Origin of the sequence: Actinophytocola sp. (assembly GCF_009379765.1) — a bacterium.
Lineage (GTDB): Bacteria > Actinomycetota > Actinomycetes > Mycobacteriales > Pseudonocardiaceae > Actinophytocola.
In genome coordinates, this window is sequence record NZ_WHTD01000040.1 from 23,647 (window position 1) to 41,881 (window position 18,235).

The following is an 18,235-nucleotide window of genomic DNA, read 5'->3' on the forward strand; positions in this document are numbered from 1 at the left end:
CCTGGTCAGTCCTTCAACGCCTGCGGGTCGAAGTCCTCGACCACCTCGCCGCGGGACCTCAGCCAGGCCCGGTTGACGAAGTACAGGACGATGCCGGCGGCGATCAGGATGCCGGCGATGTAGTACTGGGCGGCGTCCCGACCGGACAGTCCGGGAATCGTGAGGTACAGGCAGAGAACCGCGCCCGCCACCGGCGCCCAGGTCGGCGCGCGGAAGGGCCGGTGCTCGGTCTTTTCCCTGCGCAGCACCAGAACCGCGATGTTGACCACGGTGAACACCAGCAGCAGCAACAGACCCGTCGTGCTGCCGAGCTTTGCCACCGCCGAGCTGCCGACGAACAGCACGAGCAGCGTCGCGATGCCGGTGGTGACGCCGATCGACACCCACGGCGTGCGGCGGAACGGGTGCACGGTCGCGAACCCGCGCGGCAGCACGCCTTCGGTGGCCATGCCGTACAGGAGCCGGCTCGCCATCAGCATGTTGATGAGGGCCGAGTTGATGACCGCGAGGAGTCCGATGATGGCGAACACGCGCAGCGGGAACCCGGGCGCGCCGACCTCGATGACCTTCAGCGGCGAGCTGGTGCCGGCGGCCTCGAGGTCCTCGGAGGACAGGAGCAGCGAGGAGGTGACCGCGACGAGGATATAGATCAGCGCGGCCGTGGCGGGGCCGGTGAGCAGCACCTCGGGAAGATCCGCTCGGGATCGCGGGTCTCCTCGGCCATGTTGACCGAGTCCTCGAAGCCGACCATCGCGAAGAACGCGAGCGACGTGGCCGCGGTGACCGCCGCCCAGGCGTTCTGGTGCGCAGCGGTCGACGCCGAGGTGACGCCGGAGCACATCACCGTGCAGGCGACCAGGAACGTGAGGAACTGAATGTTGAAGGCGCGGTTGGTATAGAGCGCGGCGCCCGCCGCCCGCGGGTACTTGCCGACGAGCTCCAAATAGCTGAACGCGGTGAGGAACGCGACCACGAACGCCGCCAGGAACGGGAGCCAGAGCGCGCCGCCAACTTTGCCGGCGACGTTTCCGGTCAGCGTGTAGATCCCGGTACCCAGGATGTCGCCGATCACGAAGAAGAACAGCAGCTTGGAACCCCCATGACGCGGTTCAGCGCCGGCTGTTTTCCTTCCGCGAACGCTGTGTTCTCGGTCACCATGGCCCTTGGGCATGCCCGATCTTGCGCCCGATGACCAGATCCGGATTGTTACTTACCCACCAACTACCTGGTTGGTGCGACGTAGCGCCAGAACGCCGGCAGACACCCGACGGCGACGACAGCCAGGACGATCACCAGCACTCCCCCGCCGGTGGCGGCCGAGGCGGTGCCGACACCGGCGGCGGTCCACCCGTGCACGAGGTCGGCGACCCGCGGCCCGCCGGCGACGACGACCGTGAACACGCCCTGCATGCGGCCGCGCATCTCGTCGGTGGCGTCGGTCTGCAGGATCGCGCTGCGGTACACCATGCTGACCATGTCCGCGGCGCCGGCGATCACCAGGAACATGACCGCGAGCCACAGCGAGTTCGCGAGGCCGAAGCCGATCACGGCGGCACCCCACGCGCAGATCGCGACGGTGACACCGACGCCGTGCCGCCGGATGTTGCCGATCCAGCCGGAGGCGAGGCCGCACAGGAGCGCGCCGATCGGGATGGCGGCGTAGAGCCAGCCGAGGGCGAGGCCGCCGCCGGGCGGGTCGCCGAAGGTGCGTTCGGCCATCTCCGGGAACAGCGCGCGGGGCATGCCGGCGACCATCGCGATGATGTCGAGCAGGAACGAGGCGAGCAGGACGTTCTTGGCGGCGAGGTAGCGGAACCCGGCGACGATGTCCTTCAGTCCCGCGCCTCGCTTGACGTCGCCCAGGGGTTTGATCGAGGGAAACTTGATCATCATCAGGGTCGCGACGACGAGGGCGACCGAGTCGACGAGGTAGAGGACCGGCAGACCGACGAGCGGCATGACGGCGCCGGCGAGCAGCGGGCCGAAGACCATGCCGAACGAGGAGACGGTGGCGGTCAGCGCGGTGGCCGACGGGAGGAGCCCGAGCGGCACGATGCGGGCGACCGCGGCGGTGCGCGTCGGGATGTTGATCGCGACGAACGCCTGCTGGACCGCGAGGAGGCTGAGGATGAGCCAGACGTTGTCGATGCCGGCGACGGCCTGGAGCCAGAAGAGGACCGAGGTGGCCGCGACGGCGACGTTGCTGACGAGGATCACGGTCCGCCGGTCGACCGCGTCGGCGATGGCACCGCCCCACAGGCCGAAGATCAGCAGCGGGACGAGCCCGAACGCCCCGGTGAGGCCGACGAACCCGGACGACCCGGTGATGTCGAAGACCTGCTTGGGCACGGCGACGGTGGTGAGCTGGCTGCCGACGGCCGTGATGGCGGTGGTGACCCAGAGCCGCCGAAAGGCGGGAACGGCGAGCGGCCGCGTGTCGATGGCGATCCGCCGAACCCGGCGACCTGCGGTTACCCCCACGCAGAGAGCTTAGGTCAGCTAACGACCGGGTTGCCCGTGACAGCCCTCACCGCCACCGCCCAGAACCCGCCCCCGACAACGTCAACGAATCCCGCGAGTCCAACGCTCAGGACCCGCGAGTCCAACGTTCGGATGCGGCGCTCGGGTCGCGGGTGTTGGACTCTCGGGTCGCGGGTGGTGGACTCTCGGGTCGCGGGTGGTGGACTCGCGGGTCGCGGGTGGTGGACTCGCGACTTCTCGGCGCCCGGGGCCGCGGAAGCTCCGTGTGGTCGGCTACGGGCCGAGGCGCTCGACCTTCCAGCCGTCGCGCTTCAGGTTGAACTGCAGGCGGTCGTGCATGCGGTCGCGGCGGCCCTGCCAGAACTCGACCACCTCCGGGCGGATGCGCCAGCCGCCCCAGTGCGGGGGTACCGGCACCTCGTCGGCGTCGGCGAAGCGGCGTTGCACGTTCGCGAGCGCGTTCTCCAGCGCGGTCCGCCCACTGACCACAATGGACTGTGGCGAGGCCCAGGCGCCGAGCTGGGAGCCGCGTGGGCGGCTGGCCCAGTACGTGGCGGTCTCGGCGAAGCTCACCTTCTCGACCGTGCCGCGGACCGTCGCCTGGCGGTGCAGCGTGTACCAGGGGAACGTGGCCGACGCGTACCGCGTGGCCATCAGGTCGTGGCTCTTGGCGGAGGTGTAGTTCGTGAAGAACACGACGCCGCGCTCGTCCAGGCCCTTCGCGAGCACGGTGCGGGACGCGGGCAGGCCGTCGGCGTTGGCGGTGGCCAGGACCATCGCGTTGGGCTCGGGCGCGGATGCCCGGATGGCGTCGTCGAGCCAGGCTTGCAGCTGCTCGTGCCAGGTCTCGGCGAGCTCGCCCTCACTCAGCGTGCCCTCCTCGTAGGAGACCCGCATCTTCGGCAGCTGCACGGCGATGCTGCTGGTCGCGATCTCGGCGTCCGCCATACCTGAGCTCCTAGCCGTGAAGGGGTTGCCTCACACTCCGCATATCGAGGGAGGGCCTGCCGCCGATCGCCGGAAAGCCCTCATCCGTCGAAGGTACGGGTAATTCGCCCGCACGGAAACCGCACGGCGGGTGATGGCCCCCACCCGAATCGATCCCGGACCGTGATACGGCCGGCGGCTAGGCCGGACGGGTGATGGAGGCGAGGAACACGGCCCGGATCTCGGTGGCGACGGCCTCCACCGGCAGCGGCGGCTGGTGCGCCTGCCACTCGCGGAGAATCCCGGTCATCGCACCGACCAGGGCGATGGCCGTCAGGTGGTAGTCGCGCTTGGGGGCGAGCCCGGCCTCGGCGACGCGGTTGCACTCCGCCTCGATGAAGTCGGTGTACCGGGTGAACCAGTCCCGGTGCTGGAGCTCCATCGCCTGGCTGATGCCCGGCGCCTCGACGTAGTTCAGCCGCGGGTAGCGCGGGTCCGATGTGACAGCGGCGACGAAGGCGTCCAGCAGCGTGGTGATCCGGGTGAGCGGCTCGGCGTCGGCGAGCGAGTCGAGCACCGGCAGCATGCGCTTCATCGCCTCGGTGTTGATGTGCGCGTGCAGCTCGAGGAGCAGCGCCTCCTTGCTGGCGAACTTCTCGTAGAAGTTCCGGGTCGACACCCCGGCCCTGGCACACAGGTCCGCGATCTTGGTCTTGTGATAGCCACGCGAGGTGAACTCGTCCAGTGCGGCCTCGAGCAGCCGCTCCCGCCGCTCGGCGCGCCGCTGCTCGGTGTCGACGCCCCGGTACATGCGGCTGTGCGAGCCCTGCCCCATCGGACCTACCTACTCCCTCAGCTGTAATGATGCCGGGAATTTCCCAACTGGACAGCACCGGCCAGTTGGTCTAGCTTCTGAAAATACCGATTACCACTGTGATGGCAACCACGCGAGGTCGTCGATGACGCGAATCTTCCCACGGTCACTCGGTCAGGTGCTCTGGAGTTTGCTGGCGGTGCTCACTGTGTTGTTCGCCGTGCCAGGTCAGGCAACCGCCGTCCCGGTGGGAGTTCCCGCACCTTCAGGCGATCCGTTTTACACCCCGCCGCAACCACTTCCGGCAGGGGTCCCCGGGGATGTCATTCGGCAGCGCACGGTAAACGTGTACGCGGAACCACTCGGTGTGTTCCCGATGCCGGTGAACGCCTGGCAGATTCTTTACCGCTCAACTTCCGCGACGGGTACCGCCGATGCGGTATCCGGAACGTTGCTGGTGCCGAAGGCGCCGTGGCAGCGCGGCGGTGCGCGGCCGCTCGTGAGCTACGCGGTCGGCACGCACGGCCTCGGCGACTCGTGCGCGCCTTCCTACAAGCTGCGCACCGGCACCGAGAACGAGATCCTCCTGATCAGCCAGGCGCTGCTGCGGGGCTGGGCGGTCGTGCTCACCGACTACGAGGGCCTCGGCACGCCCAGCCGGCACACGTACGCGGTCGGCCGGTCCGAGGGCCACGCGGTGCTGGACGCGGCCCGCGCGGCGGCCCGAGTGCCGGGCTCTGGACTGTCCGCGTCGGGCCCGGTCGGCGTGTTCGGCTACTCGCAGGGCGGTCAGGCGACGACGTTCGCCGGTGAGCTGGCGCCGACGTACGCACCGGAGCTGAACCTGGTCGGCATCGCGACCGGCGGCGTGCCGGCGGATCTCGCGGCGGTGGCCCGGTTCAACGACGGCAACGTCGGCTTCTCCCTCGTGCTGGGCGCGGCCGTGGGCTATGCGGCGGCCTACCCGGACGTGCCGTTCGAGCAGATCCTCAACGACACCGGCCGGGCGACCGTGCCGCGCGTGGCGCAGGCATGCACCGTGGAGCTGGCGACGATCGCGCCTTTCCGCCACCTCAACGACTTCGTCACGGTGCCCGACCCGCTGGCCGACCCGCGCTGGCAGGCTCGGCTGACCGAGAACCGCGCCGGCACCCGCGCCCCGGCGGCGCCGGTGTACCTCTACCACGGCACGGCGGACGAGCTGATTCCGCTGGCCGTCGGCCGCCGGCTGCGCACGCAGTGGTGCGACCTTGGCGCGTCGGTGCGGTGGCAGGAGATCCCGCTGGCGGAGCACATCCTCGGCGTGAGCGTGGGCGGCCCCGCGGCGATGACCTGGTTGGGTGACCGCTTCGCCGGCAGGCCCGTGACCAGCAACTGCTGAGCTAGGCTGATCGCATGACCGTCGCGTCGTGGCCCGATCACCTCCTCACGCTGGAGGAGTGGGACGCGTTACCAGAGGACACCTCTCGGCATGTCGAACTGGTCGAAGGAGTTCTGGTCGTGTCCCCCCGGGCCGCCCCGCACCACAACACCGCGATGGGCAATCTGATGGTCGCCATCAACCGACAGCTGCCCAGCACCCTCGTTGCCACCCAGGACAGCGAGGTAGTGGTCAATCCTGGCTTCCCGGCGACCGTCCGAGCTCCTGATGTGCTGGTGACGAGCGCCAGTCGGTATCGGCAGAACCCGCCTCGGTTCGACGCCGGCGACGTGCTGCTCGCCATCGAGATCATCTCCCCGGGCAGCGTCACGACCGATCGAGTGACCAAGCTCGTGCAGTACGCCCAAGCCGGCATACCGCATTACTGGATCGTCGATCTGAAGGAGCCGGCGACGCTGGTTGCGCACACTCTGGTCGATGGCTGCTACGAGGTCGCGGCCAAGGCCACCAGCAAGGTGACGCTTGCCGAGCCGGCGACCGTCACGGTCGATGTCAGCCGGTTGACCGAGCCGCGGTACTGAGGTCCAGGTGGCGTAGCGCCGTCACCGCGTCGTCGGCGAGGGCGGTGCTCAGCGTGCCGCCCGCGGCCAGCGGGGTTCTCGACCACCATTCGCCGCTGGCGGGGTCGGGGCGGGTGCCGTCGAGGCGTAGTTCGGTCGCCAGGACGCGTTTCCCGGCCAGGTAGGCCACGCTCGCCTGGAGGTCCGGGTCGCCGATCGTCAGGTGCTGGCGCAGGACCGGGCGGCCCGCGCGGGTGACGGTCGTCGACGTGGTGAGGATGCCCGGGCGTTCGCCGGTGCGACCGAGGACCAGGACCTCCCGGGTGTGCAGGCGGGCATCCGCGGCCAGGGTCGCGGTCAGCGACGCGATGTGGTTCGCCCGGGCCGTGACCACGGTCGGCTCGGGGCGGTAGTGGAGGCTTGCGCCCTCGGCCACGTGCAGGTGGACCACCGCACGGCTGGGCGCGCCGTGCGGTCCCGGCAGGGCCAGGGTCGCGGCGACCCCGGTCAGAACCAACGACGCTGACCGTCCTACGTGGACGGTCAGGGTCAGCTCGTCGCCGCCCAGCGGGGCCGCGGCGGAGTTGAGCAGGTGGACCACCGCCGAGCCACCGGCACCGCGGACCGGGATCAGGGTCAGCGGGGACGCCGAGCGGAGCACCCGGACCACGTTGCGCCCGGCGCGGCACTCGACCTCCAGGCGGGCCGAAGCCTTCACACCAGGACCAGCTGCTCGCGCACCCAGCTCGCTACGGCCGGTGCGTCCGGGGTGTCCACAAGGGACTGCAGCACCACCGGCAGGCCGCCGCGGATGCGCTCGGCGTCGCCGGACATCACGGTCAGGTCGGCGCCCACCAGCGGCGCTAGTGTCGTGAGTCCGAGGAACGTTTGCGTTTGCCGGGGCCCAGATCGCCCCTGGCCGCGTTGTCGGGGAAACCCGAATACGACCCGGTATGAGGGATTCCCTCCGCCTCGCCAGGAACGATCTGGATCCCCGGCAAACATCAAACAACCTCGAACTCACGACACTAGGTCGGTCTTGTTGATCACCAGCAGGTCGGCGGTCGTCACGCCCGGGCCGCCCTTGCGCGGAACCTTGTCACCACCCGCCACGTCGACCACGAAGATCTGGCGGTCGACCAGGCCGCGGGAGAACACCGCGGTCAGGTTGTCGCCGCCGCTCTCGATGATCACCAGGCGCAGCCCCGGAAACCGGTCCGTCAGCACATCCACCGCGTCCAGGTTCGCGGTGATGTCGTCCCGGATCGCCGTGTGCGGGCAGCATCCGGTCTGTACCGCCTCGATCCGCGACGGGTCCAGCACGCCCGCCCGGCGCAGGAAGTCCGCGTCCTCGGTCGTGTAGATGTCGTTGGTCACCACCGCGACCTCGACGTCGGTCAGCGCCCGGCAGAGCGCCGCCACCAGCGCGGTCTTGCCGCTGCCGACCGGACCGCCGACGCCGATCCGCAGCGGGCGACCGCCGGAGGGCGGCGCCCGGTGCGGGTCCGGCTCGGCGACCGTCGGGTCGAAGCTCACGGGGTGGGTGTGCTCGTGATCAGCTCGCAAAGAGACGCACCTCTTCTCGGTGATGCCGGTCGTGTTCCTCGGCCAGCAGGTCCAACCCCGGCGCGCCGGGCGCGGGCAGCAGCGCCGGATCGAGCCCCGCCGACGCCGCGGCCGACGCCGCGACCGAGCGCAGCACGGGGGCCAGCTCGGCGACGATCCCGTTGACCCGCAACGGATCCAGCCCCAGCAGCCGCACGGCCGCGCTCGCCGGCCCGCTCACCGACAGGTATGCCGCGGCCAGCGAGGCGTCCGCGGGCGCGCCGCCACCCGCCCCGACCACCGCGCCCAGCACGATCGCGTGGTGCGGCCGCGGCGTCGCGGCCAGCAGGGAGCGCAAGGGTGATCCACACCCACTGTCCACAGTGGGGATAACACTCGCGGCCCGCGCGGTCGCCCGGCCCTGCGCCCGCGACGCGGAGCGCTGCGCCGCGGACGGTGTCCGCGCGTCCAGCTCGACGTCCAAAGTGGACCATAGGTTGGCGCCGCGCAGCGCGCAGTGCGCGGCGGCCGCGGCGAACGCCGCGGCCAGCGAGCCCGCCGTGCGCAGCCGGCCGAGCAGGAACGGCGGCAGGTCGTCCTCGGCACGCACCAGCCCGCGCGCGGCCGCCTCCTCCAGCCCGCCGGAGTGCACGTGCCCGCCCCCGGGGAACCGGGAGTCGGCCAGCAGCAACGCCAGGACGTCCATCAGAACAGGAAGTAGCGCTGCGCCATCGGCAGCTCCGCCACCGGCGCCGGCTCGATCAGCTCGCCGTCGACGTGCACGGCGAAGCTGTCCGGGTCGACCGTCACGTCGGGCAGCGCGTCGTTGCCGATCATGTCCGCCTTCGTGACCCGCCGGGTGTCGGTGACCGCCACCATCGGTGTCGCCGTGCCGAGCCGGTCGGCCAGCCCGAGCGCGGCGGGCGCGACGAAGTGCAGGCTCGACGCGGACGCCACCCGCGGCGCGGCGCCGTACATCGGCCGGGCCAGCACGGGCTGCGGCGTCGGGATCGAGGCGTTCGCGTCACCCATCGCCGCCCACGCGATGAACCCGCCCTTGAGCACCAGCGACGGCTTCACCCCGAAGAACTTCGGCTCCCACAGCACCAGGTCCGCGAGCTTGCCGACCTCGACCGACCCGATCTCGTGCGCGAGCCCGTGCGCGATCGCCGGGTTGATCGTGTACTTCGCCACGTACCGCCGGGCCCGCAGGTTGTCCGCCGCGCCGTCACCCGCCAGCGTGCCGCGGCGGCGCTTCATCACGTGCGCGGTCTGCCAGGTCCTGATGACCACCTCGCCGATCCGGCCCATCGCCTGCGAGTCCGACCCGATCATCGAGATCGCGCCCAGGTCGTGCAGCACGTCCTCGGCCGCGATGGTGGTCGGCCGGATGCGGCTCTCCGCGAACGCCAGGTCCTCCGGCACCGACGGGTTCAGGTGGTGGCACACCATCAACATGTCCAGGTGCTCGTCGATGGTGTTCACCGTGTGCGGCCGGGTCGGGTTGGTCGAGGAGGGCAGCACGTTCGGCAGGCCCACCACGCGGATGATGTCCGGCGCGTGCCCGCCGCCCGCACCTTCGGTGTGGTAGGCGTTGATCGACCGGCCGCCGATCGCATCCACAGTGGACTCGACGAAGCCGGCCTCGTTCAGCGTGTCGGTGTGGATCGCCACCTGCACACCCGACTCGTCGGCCACCCGCAGGCACGCGTCGATCGCGGCCGGCGTGGTGCCCCAGTCCTCGTGCAGCTTGAACCCGCCCGCGCCGGCCGCGAGCTGCTCGCGCAGCCCTTCGGCCGAGACCGTGTTCCCCTTGCCCAGCAACAGGACGTTCACCGGCTGGCCGTCCATCGCCTGCAACATCCTGGCGAGGTTGAACGCGCCCGGCGTGACCGTGGTGGCCTTGCTCCCCTCGGCGGGCCCGGTGCCGCCGCCGACCAGCGTGGTCAGCCCGGACGCGAGCGCCGTCTCCGTCAACTGTGGACAGATGAAGTGGACATGGCAGTCGATCCCGCCCGCGGTGAGGATCTCCCCGTTGCCGCCGATCACCTCGGTCGACGGCCCGATCACCAGCGCGGGGTCGACGCCGTCCATCGTGTCGGGGTTGCCGGCCTTGCCGACGGCGACGATCCGCCCGTCCCGCACCCCGACGTCCGCCTTCACCACGCCCCAGTGGTCGAGCACGACGACGCCGGTGATCACGAGGTCCGGCGCGCCGTCCGTGCGGGTGGCGGTCGACTGGCCCATCGACTCGCGGATCACCTTGCCACCGCCGAAGATGACCTCGTCGCCCGAGCCGCCGGGACCGCGCGACCGGTCCTCGGTGACCTCGACCAGCAGATCCGTGTCCGCCAACCGGATCCGGTCGCCGGTGGTCGGCCCCAGCAACGACACGTACCGGGACCTGTCGACGGTACTCACAGCTCCCCCGCGAGCTCGGCCCGCAGCCCGGGCACGATCCGACGGCCGGCGAGCGGCACCAGCGTGACCTCCCGCTCCACCCCCGGCTCGAACCGCACCGACGTCCCCGCCGGGATGTCCAGCCGGTGCCCCCACGCCTGGTCCCGGTCGAACTCGAGCCCGGGGTTGGCTGCGGCGAAGTGGTAGTGCGAGCCGACCTGCACCGGCCGGTCCGCGGTGTTGCGGACGACGAGCCGCACCCGCGGCCTGCCGGGGTTCAGCTCGACCGGCTCGGCGGCCGGGACGACCTCTCCAGGAATCACCGCGCCTCCTCAGGCGATCGGGCTGTGGACGGTCACGAGCTTGGTGCCGTCCGGAAAGGTCGCCTCGACCTGGACCGAGTCGATCATCTCCGGAATGCCGTCCAGGACCTGCTCGCGAGACAGCACTGAACGGCCGCTCGACATCAGCTCACCGACCGAACGCCCGTCCCGCGCGCCCTCGACGACGTGGTCGGTGATCAGCGCGACGGCCTCCGGGTAGTTCAGCCGGACACCGCGGGAAAGTCGCCGCCGCGAGACCTCGGCAGCCATGGCTACCAGCAGCTTGTCCCGTTCCTGGGGAGTCAGGTGCATGGGAAGAGGTCTACCACCGGACCGCACCCGTTTCGATTCAGGAAACGCAGGCGTAACACCGGCTTTCTGAATCGTTCTCCTGAATCGTGACCGAAACCACCGGCCGTGACAATTGCCACAACGCCTCGAACAGGAGGAAAGTTGCAGAAACCGCGCGGTGAAGCCCGGTGCCGGGGGTTCCGGGAGCACCGAAAGTCGATCACCGCGCGCGTCTGTTCGGGGGCGGCGGAGAGGCTGAAACGATGCACAGCGCGGTGCGGCAGGTCGAGACGACTCCAGCGGCTGCGGAGCCGGACGACGGTTACCGCCCTGGCCTGGAAGGCGTGGTCGCGTTCCGCACCGAGATCGCCGAACCGGACCGCGACGGCGGCGCGCTGCGTTACCGCGGGGTGAACATCGAGGACCTCGTCGGCAAGGTCACCTTCGGCGACGTGTGGGCCCTGCTCGTCGACGGCCGCTTCGGCAAGGGACTGCCGCCCGCCGAGCCGTTCCCGATCCCGGTGCACACCGGCGACGTCCGGGTCGACGTGCAGGCCGCGCTCGCGATGCTCGCCCCGATCTGGGACTACAAGCCGCTCCTGGACGTCAGCGACGCCGAGGCCCGCGAGCATCTCGCCCGCGCGTCGGTGATGGCGCTGTCCTATGTGGCCCAGTCCGCGCGGGGCATCGGCCGGCCCGCGGTGCCGCAGGCGCGCATCGACGAGTGCGACACGATCACCGAGCGGTTCATGACCCGCTGGCGTGGCGAGCCCGACCCGGCGCAGGTGCGTGCCGTGGACGCGTACTGGGTGTCCGCGGCCGAGCACGGGCTGAACGCGTCGACGTTCACCGCCCGGGTGATCGCCTCCACCGGCGCGGACGTGGCGGCGGCGATGTCCGGCGCGATCGGCGCGATGTCCGGCCCGCTGCACGGCGGCGCGCCGGCGCGGGTGCTGCCGATGATCGAGGAGGTCGAGAACGTCGGCGACGCGCGCAAGGTCGTCGCGTCCATCCTGGACCGCGGTGACCGGCTGATGGGCTTCGGCCACCGGGTGTACCGGGCCGAGGACCCGCGCGCCCGAGTACTCCGGCGCACCTGCCAGGAGCTCGGCGCGGTCCGTTACGAGGCGGCCGCCGAGCTGGAGCAGGCCGCGCTCACCGAGCTGCGCGAGCGCAGGCCGGACCGCGCGATCGAGACGAACGTCGAGTTCTGGGCGGCGGTCATCCTCGACTTCGCGAAGGTGCCGCCGCACATGATGCCGGCGATGTTCACCTGTGCCCGGACGGCCGGCTGGTGCGCGCACATCATGGAGCAGAAGCGAACCGGCCGCCTGGTGCGCCCGTCCGCCCACTACGTCGGTCCTGGTCCGCGCGGTGTGGACGAGATCGAGGGCTGGGAGACCGTCAACCACGCCTGAGCGTTGGACTCGCGGGTCCCGAGCGTTGGACTCGCCGGTCCCGAACGTTGGACTCGCGGGTTCTGGGCGTTGGACTCGCGGGTTCTGGGGGGTTGGGGGTCAGCCGCGGGGGACGGGGTGTCCGTCGAACGGTTGACACCGGGGTTCAGTCGCATGGGCGTCCCTGGGCAGGGGCTCCGCGCGACACGATCTCCCCATGACCGCCATACAGGTTCGAGGACTTCGCAAGTCCTACGGCAACTTCCTCGCGGTGGACGGGGTCGACATGGACATCCCTCCCGGGCAGGTTTTCGCGCTGCTCGGTCCGAACGGGGCCGGCAAGACCACCACCGTCGAGATTCTCGAGGGACACCGCAGCCGCACCGCGGGTGAGGTGTCCGTCCTGGGGACCGACCCGGCCACCGCGGGCCGCGCCTGGCGCGCCCGCATCGGGATCGTGCTGCAGACCGCCAACGACGCCGCCGAGCTGACCGTCGCAGAGAGCGTGCGGCACTACGCCGGCTACTACCCCGACCCGGCCGAGCCGGAGGCCGTGATCGAGCAGGTCGGCCTCACCGAGAAGGCGGGCTCGCGGGTCAAGGCACTCTCCGGCGGCCAGCGCCGGCGCCTCGACGTCGCGCTCGGCATCATCGGCCGGCCCGAGCTGGTGTTCCTCGACGAGCCGACCACCGGCTTCGACCCTGAGGCGCGCCGCTAGTTCTGGGACCTCATCCGGATCCTCGCCGCCGACGGCACCACGATCCTGCTGACCACCCACTACCTCGACGAGGCCGAGGCGCTCGCCGACGAGGTCGCGGTGATCGCCGGCGGCAAGATCGTCGCCAGGGGCACGCCCGCCACGCTCGGCGGCCGGTCCACCGCGAAGGCCACGGTGAGCTGGGTCGACCACCACGGCCCGCGCTCGATGCTCACCGACACCCCGACCGCGCTGGTCAACGAGCTCTCCGCGGGAGGGCGCGAGCTCACCGAGCTGACCGTCACCCGGCCGAGCCTGGAGGACACCTACCTCGAGCTGATCGGAGGCACCCGATGACCGCCACCCTGGAGCGGACCGCCCTGCCGAGCGTGCTGCGCGTGAGCCTCGCCCGCGGTGGCCTCGAACTCAAGCAGTTCTTCCGGCAGAAGGAGCAGGTGGTCTTCACCTTCACCTTCCCCGCGCTGATCCTGATCCTGCTCGGCTCGATCTTCGACGACAACTACCAGGGCTCCGGGGTCACCGCCGGCCAGGTGTTCGCCGCCAGCATGGCCGGCGCCGGCATCGTCGCGACGTCGTTCCTCAACCTGGGCATCGGCGTCGCGGACGACCGGGAGAACGGCACGCTCAAACGCCTGCGCGGCGCGCCGATCCCGCCGACGGCCTACTTCTTCGGCAAGGTCATCCTGGTCGCGGTGGCGAGCATCGCCGAGGTGATCGTGCTGGTCGCGGTCGGCATGCTGCTGTTCGATGTGGAGCTGCCCTCGGACGCGGGCCGCTGGTTCACCTTCGCCTGGGTGTTCGTGCTCGGCACGATCTCCTGCTCGCTGCTGGGCATCACGATCAGCTCGCTCGCGAAGAACGCGCAGAGCGCGGCGGCGATCACCAACCTGCCCTACGTGGCGCTGCAGTTCCTGTCCGGCGTGTACATCCCGATCAGCAGCGTGCCGGACTGGATGATCAACGTCAGCTCGTTCTTCCCGATCAAGTGGGTCGCCCAGGGCTTCCGCTCGGTGTTCCTACCGGACAGCATGATGGCCAGGGAGGCGGCAGGATCATGGGAGCACGGGACGACCGCGCTGGTCCTCGGCGCCTGGTGCGTGATCGGAGTAGTGCTGTGCCTGCTGACGTTCCGGTGGACCAACCGCCGCGAGGGGTGAGCCGCCCGAGCCCGGCGTCGGCCTTCGACGCCGGGCTGCGGTGGTTCCGGTTGTGGGACGGCTACTTCGCCCTCGGCTACGTCGCGCTGGTCGCCCTGCTGCTCAACTCCGACGAGCCGGCGCCGGCCGCGAAGGCGGTCACCGTGGCGTGCCTCTCGCTGATCGCGGTCTGGTACGTCACCTTCGGCCGCCGGGCCATCCTGCTCGACCGGGCGATCGGGCCGGCCCGCGGGCGGATCTTCGCCGCCGGTCTGGCCGTGCTGCTGACGGTGGCCGTGCTGGTCGAGTCCTCCGCGGCGTTCGCGCTGTTCGCGGTGTGCCCGATGGTCTTCATGAGCCTGCGGCTCGGGGAGGCCATCGCGGTGATCATCCCGATCAACCTGCTGCCGGCGCTCACCGTGGTGATCGACGACGGCATCGGCGAGGTGGTCCCCAAGGTCGGCCCCACGACGCTGCTGACCATCGCGTTCGCGGTGTTCTTCGGCACCTGGATCAACCGCGTCATAGCGCAGAGCGAGGAACGCGCGGAGCTGATCAAGGAGCTCGAGCAGAGCCGGGAGGAGGTCGAGCGGCTCTCCCGCGAGGCCGGGGTGTCGGCCGAGCGCGCGCGGCTCGCCGCGGAGATCCACGACACGCTCGCCCAGGGGTTCACCAGCCTGGTGACGCTCGTGCAGGCCGCGGAGTCCGAACTGGACGGTGACCCGGCGAAGGCGCGGCGGCACCTGGAGCTCGCCGCCCGCACCGCGCGGGAGAACCTCGGCGAGGCCCGGGCGCTGGTGGCCGGGCTGATGCCCTCGGCGATGGGCACCGGGTCGCTGGACGACGCGATCCGGCGCCAGGTCGAGCGGCTGGCCGAGGAGACGCCGGTGAAGGCGACCTACCGGGTGGAGGGCGAGAGTGTCGCGCTGCCCACGGCGACCGAGGTGGTGCTGCTGCGCACGGTGCAGGAGTCGCTGACCAACGTGCGCAAGCACGCGGGCGCCTCGATGGTGACGATCTGCTTGCGGGTCAACGGAACCGCGGCCAACCTGCGGGTGACCGACGACGGTTCCGGGTTCGACCCGTCGCGCGCGTTCGAGGGGTACGGCTTGCGCGGCATGCGGTCCAGGGCCGGCCAGATCGGCGGCTCCCTGTCCGTCCACAGTGGAGTGTCAGGTACGACGGTGGAGCTGGAGGTGCCGCGTTGATCCGGATCATGTTGGTGGACGACCATCCGGTGGTCCGGGAAGGGCTGCGCGGGATGCTGGAGGCCGAGCCGGACCTGACCGTGGTCGGCGAGGCGGGTTCCGGGGAGGAGGCCGTCGCGCAGGCCAGGGTGGTCGAGGCGGACGTGATCCTGATGGACCTGCGGATGCGTGGGCTCGACGGGGTGGGCGCGACCGAACGGATCCTGGCGGAGTCGTCGCGGGCGCGGGTGGTGGTGCTCACGACGTACGAGACGGACGCTGACATCCTGCGCGCGGTTGAGGCCGGCGCGTCGGGGTACCTGTTGAAGGACGCGTCCCGGGCCGACCTCGCCGGAGCGATCCGGGCGGCGGCGCGGGGTGAGACCGTGCTCGCGCCGTCGGTGGCCGGCAAGCTCGTCAACCAGGTCCGCCGGCCGGCGCAGCAGACGCTGTCCGCGCGGGAGGTGGAGGTACTGGCACTCGTGGCGAAGGGTCTGACCAACGCGGAGATCGGGCGGTCGCTGCACATCACCGAGGCGACGGTGAAGACGCACCTGCTGCGGTCGTTCGGCAAGCTGGGCGTGTCGGACCGGACGGCGGCGGTGACCACCGCGATGGCGCAGGGCCTGCTGCCCTGACCAGCGGATCGTTAGCAGCGGTAATTGGTAATGACCGACGACCAATCCGGAGTGGGCGACCCATCAGACAGAATGCGGCCATGCTGCCTACCACCGAGCTCGCGTTACTCCGCCGCGTCGCCGTCGAGCAGGCGGAACGCCGCGCGCCGTCGCTGGTCGCGGCCGTCGTCCGCGGCCAGGAGCCGCTGTGGACCGGCGCGCGCGGCTCGGTCGACGGTTCCGCGCCGACGCCGGACACCCAGTACCGGATCGGGTCGATCACCAAGTCGTTCGTGGCCGTGCTGGTGATGCGGCTGCGCGACGAGGGTCTGCTGGACCTCAACGACCCGCTGGACAAGCACGTCAGCGGGACGTCGTTCGGGCACCTGACGGTGGCGCAGCTGCTCTCGCACACCGCGGGCCTGACGTCGGAGTCGCCGGGGGCGTGGTGGGAGCGCGCGGTCGGCGCCGACTGGCCGGCGCTGGTGGAGAGCATGTCCCGCGAGCCCGCGCGGCACCGGGCCGGCGAACGGTTCCACTACTCGAACGTGGGCTACGGCGTGCTGGGGCAGCTGGTGGCGGAGCTGCGCGGCGCCCCGTGGACGTCCGTGCTCGCCGACGAGGTACTGGCACCGCTGGAGATGACCCGCACCTCGCCCGCACCGGTCGCGCCGCACGCCCTGGGTTGGGCGGTGCACCCGTACGCGGACGTGTTGATGCCCGAGCCGACGCCCGACGCCGGGGCGATGGCGCCGGCCGGCCAGCTGTGGTCGACGGTGACCGACCTGGCGAGGTGGGTGCGCTTCCTCGCCGGGGACACCGGTGGCGTGCTGCACCCGGACACGGTGGCGGAGATGCGCGCGCCGGCGGCCGTCGAGGACGGGGCCGCGTGGACCTCCGGCTACGGCCTCGGCCTGCAGACGTTCCGCGACGGCGGCCGCCAGTACGCGGGCCACGGCGGCTCGATGCCCGGCTTCCTGGCGAGCGTGGTGGTCGACCCGGCCACGACCACCGGTGCGCTGACGCTGGCCAACAGCACGGCCGGGGTCGGGGTGTCGGCGCTGAGCTTCGACATGATCAAGCTGGTGGACGAGTACGAGCCGGCGCTGCCCGCCGAGTGGGCACCGCTGCCGGCCGTCTCCCCCGACCTGCTGGCGCTGACCGGCGAGTGGTTCTGGGGCCCGATGCCGTTCGTCCTGCGGTTGCTGCCCGGCGAGTGGCTGGACCTGCGGCCGGCGGCCGGCTCCGGCCGCGGCTCCCGCTTCCGGCCGGTCGCCGAGGGCGCGTGGGTGGGCCTGGACGGCTACTACGCCGGCGAGACGCTGCGCCTGCACCGCCACGCGGACGGGTCCTCGAGCCACCTCGACCTGGCGACGTTCGTGTTCACCCGCACCCCGTACGACCCGGAGGCCCCGATCCCGGGCGGCCTGGACCGAGGCCACTGGCCGACCACCGGCTGACGCACCCGGCCGGCTCAGCCCAGGTCCGGCGCGATGTCGACGACGGTGCAGCCGTGCAGTTCGCGTACCAGCTGCGCGGCGCGGACCCAGCGGACAGCGGGGTCGTCGAAGGTCAGGGTCGCGTCCTCGACCGGTGCCAGTGCACCCGGCAGGTAGCGGACGCCGTAGACCCCGCTGACGGTGGAGTGGCGCACCCGAACCGTGACGTAGCCCTTCCGCAGGGCCGGGCACGCCCGGATCGAGGTGCCGGCGCAGGGCAGGCAGACCGGCGGCTCGATGGCGGCCATGCGTTCCGGCCAACCGGGCCAGTCCTCGCGAAAGTCCCGGAGCATCCACAGGACCCCGCGGCCGGTGCGGTCGGCCGGGCCCGCGCAGACCTGGCACAGGAGCCGGCGCATGGCTCGGCGCTGCCGCAGCGGGTGGACCTTGCCGAACTCCGGCCGCCCGTGGCCGGGGCGGGAGGGCATCCGCGGCCACAGGACGCCGTTGCCATCCCGGTCGCCCATGGTCTCGTCGGCGTAGGCGATGCCGAACCGCGGGTGTTCGACCACCTGGGCGGGCAGTGGCCGTTCCGTGCTCCACGTCGTGATGTACGGCACCGTCATGACTGCCGCGCCAGGAGCGTGCGGCATGCCGAGCATGACGCGGCGGCCATGTCCGGTGACAGGTCCTCGACCAGCAACGCGCCGCAGACCGCCGTACCGTCGCTCGCGCGAACATGCCGGCGGTGCGGCTCGCGGTCGGCGTGTCCCCAGGTGACGGAGCGCAGCCGCGCGTGCCGCCGCACGGCATTGCCGAGCTCGACCAGGTCGTGCCCGAGCGCGGCGCCGTCGTCGGGTGGGTGCGGCCGCGCGGCGTCGCGGTCGAGAGTGCCCAGGATGTACCGCGCGATGCGGGTGTTGGCACTGGCCAGGCTGGCCATGAGCACCGACTCGTCGTGGTCCATCCGGCTGTCACGCTGCCCTTCTTCTTCACTCGTGCGACGCTGTGTCCGCGGT

General features: G+C 71.3%; 17 protein-coding genes and 4 pseudogenes. 8 read left to right on the forward strand and 13 right to left on the reverse strand.

Annotated features, from left to right (window positions below):
* Positions 1 to 5 precede the first annotated feature (5 nt).
* The 4 genes and pseudogenes from GEV28_RS14745 to GEV28_RS14760 form a co-directional block, all read right to left on the reverse strand.
* A pseudogene (locus GEV28_RS14745) lies at positions 6 to 1,101 on the reverse strand (APC family permease).
* A gap of 120 nt (positions 1,102 to 1,221) precedes the next feature.
* Complete coding sequence (locus GEV28_RS14750) at positions 1,222 to 2,481, reverse strand: MFS transporter (protein WP_291412631.1); 1,260 nt, start codon at positions 2,479 to 2,481, stop codon at positions 1,222 to 1,224.
* 273 nt (positions 2,482 to 2,754) lie between these two features.
* Positions 2,755 to 3,429, reverse strand: a complete 675-nt coding sequence (pdxH, locus tag GEV28_RS14755; RefSeq protein ID WP_291412632.1) for a pyridoxamine 5'-phosphate oxidase — start codon at positions 3,427 to 3,429, stop codon at positions 2,755 to 2,757.
* A gap of 178 nt (positions 3,430 to 3,607) precedes the next feature.
* Positions 3,608 to 4,243 carry a TetR/AcrR family transcriptional regulator gene (locus GEV28_RS14760; RefSeq protein ID WP_291412633.1) on the reverse strand — a complete coding sequence of 212 codons (636 nt, stop codon included), beginning with the start codon at positions 4,241 to 4,243 and terminating at the stop codon, positions 3,608 to 3,610.
* 325 nt (positions 4,244 to 4,568) lie between these two features.
* Between GEV28_RS14760 and GEV28_RS14765 the strand changes: the two genes are divergently transcribed.
* Positions 4,569 to 5,603 (forward strand): lipase family protein, encoded by a 1,035-nt coding sequence (locus tag GEV28_RS14765; RefSeq protein WP_291412634.1) that lies wholly within the window; start codon positions 4,569 to 4,571, stop codon positions 5,601 to 5,603.
* 14 nt (positions 5,604 to 5,617) lie between these two features.
* Positions 5,618 to 6,184, forward strand: coding sequence for a Uma2 family endonuclease (locus tag GEV28_RS14770; protein WP_291412635.1), 567 nt, complete (start codon positions 5,618 to 5,620; stop codon positions 6,182 to 6,184).
* Here the strand turns inward: GEV28_RS14770 and GEV28_RS14775 are convergent.
* The 7 genes and pseudogenes from GEV28_RS14775 to GEV28_RS14805 form a co-directional block, all read right to left on the reverse strand.
* On the reverse strand, positions 6,156 to 6,881 hold the full coding sequence (locus GEV28_RS14775) for an urease accessory protein UreD (protein ID WP_291412636.1): 726 nt from the start codon (positions 6,879 to 6,881) through the stop codon (positions 6,156 to 6,158). The two genes, GEV28_RS14770 and GEV28_RS14775, sit on opposite strands and share 29 nt — an antisense overlap.
* Positions 6,878 to 7,030 (reverse strand): annotated as a pseudogene (locus tag GEV28_RS14780) (urease accessory protein UreG); the annotation flags it as partial. The pseudogene GEV28_RS14780 and the gene GEV28_RS14775, both read right to left, overlap by 4 nt.
* A 162-nt stretch (positions 7,031 to 7,192) precedes the next feature.
* Positions 7,193 to 7,753, reverse strand: a pseudogene (gene ureG / locus GEV28_RS14785) (urease accessory protein UreG); the annotation flags it as partial.
* Positions 7,719 to 8,414: an urease accessory protein UreF gene (locus GEV28_RS14790; RefSeq protein ID WP_291412637.1), complete on the reverse strand. Its 696-nt coding sequence runs from the start codon at positions 8,412 to 8,414 to the stop codon at positions 7,719 to 7,721. The pseudogene ureG and the gene GEV28_RS14790, both read right to left, overlap by 35 nt.
* Entirely contained in the window at positions 8,414 to 10,129 is a 1,716-nt protein-coding gene (locus GEV28_RS14795; protein WP_291412638.1) for an urease subunit alpha, read from the reverse strand. Before GEV28_RS14795 ends, GEV28_RS14790 begins: the two co-directional genes overlap by 1 nt.
* Positions 10,126 to 10,431: an urease subunit beta gene (locus GEV28_RS14800; RefSeq protein WP_291412639.1), complete on the reverse strand. Its 306-nt coding sequence runs from the start codon at positions 10,429 to 10,431 to the stop codon at positions 10,126 to 10,128. Before GEV28_RS14800 ends, GEV28_RS14795 begins: the two co-directional genes overlap by 4 nt.
* Before the next feature lie 9 nt (positions 10,432 to 10,440).
* Entirely contained in the window at positions 10,441 to 10,743 is a 303-nt protein-coding gene (locus GEV28_RS14805) for an urease subunit gamma (RefSeq protein WP_291412640.1), read from the reverse strand.
* A gap of 242 nt (positions 10,744 to 10,985) precedes the next feature.
* Between GEV28_RS14805 and GEV28_RS14810 the strand changes: the two genes are divergently transcribed.
* The 6 genes and pseudogenes from GEV28_RS14810 to GEV28_RS14835 all read left to right on the forward strand — a co-directional run bounded on the left by GEV28_RS14810 (position 10,986) and on the right by GEV28_RS14835 (position 17,237).
* On the forward strand, positions 10,986 to 12,140 hold the full coding sequence (locus GEV28_RS14810) for a citrate synthase 2 (protein ID WP_291412641.1): 1,155 nt from the start codon (positions 10,986 to 10,988) through the stop codon (positions 12,138 to 12,140).
* Between the two features lie 196 nt (positions 12,141 to 12,336).
* Positions 12,337 to 13,173 (forward strand): annotated as a pseudogene (locus tag GEV28_RS14815) (ABC transporter ATP-binding protein).
* Entirely contained in the window at positions 13,170 to 13,994 is an 825-nt protein-coding gene (locus tag GEV28_RS14820) for an ABC transporter permease (protein WP_291412642.1), read from the forward strand. Before GEV28_RS14815 ends, GEV28_RS14820 begins: the two are co-directional and overlap by 4 nt.
* On the forward strand, positions 13,991 to 15,181 hold the full coding sequence (locus GEV28_RS14825; protein WP_291412643.1) for a sensor histidine kinase: 1,191 nt from the start codon (positions 13,991 to 13,993) through the stop codon (positions 15,179 to 15,181). Before GEV28_RS14820 ends, GEV28_RS14825 begins: the two co-directional genes overlap by 4 nt.
* Positions 15,178 to 15,798, forward strand: coding sequence for a response regulator transcription factor (locus tag GEV28_RS14830; RefSeq protein ID WP_291412644.1), 621 nt, complete (start codon positions 15,178 to 15,180; stop codon positions 15,796 to 15,798). Before GEV28_RS14825 ends, GEV28_RS14830 begins: the two co-directional genes overlap by 4 nt.
* 80 nt (positions 15,799 to 15,878) lie before the next feature.
* Complete coding sequence (locus GEV28_RS14835; RefSeq protein ID WP_291412645.1) at positions 15,879 to 17,237, forward strand: serine hydrolase; 1,359 nt, start codon at positions 15,879 to 15,881, stop codon at positions 17,235 to 17,237.
* A gap of 14 nt (positions 17,238 to 17,251) precedes the next feature.
* On the opposite strand, the gene GEV28_RS14840 is transcribed toward GEV28_RS14835, so the two are convergent.
* Both GEV28_RS14840 and GEV28_RS14845 read right to left on the reverse strand, forming a co-directional pair.
* The gene (locus tag GEV28_RS14840; protein ID WP_291412646.1) at positions 17,252 to 17,842 is read right to left on the reverse strand and encodes a hypothetical protein; all 591 of its coding nucleotides are present in this window, start codon (positions 17,840 to 17,842) and stop codon (positions 17,252 to 17,254) included.
* Entirely contained in the window at positions 17,839 to 18,183 is a 345-nt protein-coding gene (locus GEV28_RS14845; protein WP_291412658.1) for a hypothetical protein, read from the reverse strand. The genes GEV28_RS14840 and GEV28_RS14845 overlap by 4 nt, the downstream gene beginning before the upstream one ends.
* Between the last annotated feature and the right edge of the window lie 52 nt (positions 18,184 to 18,235).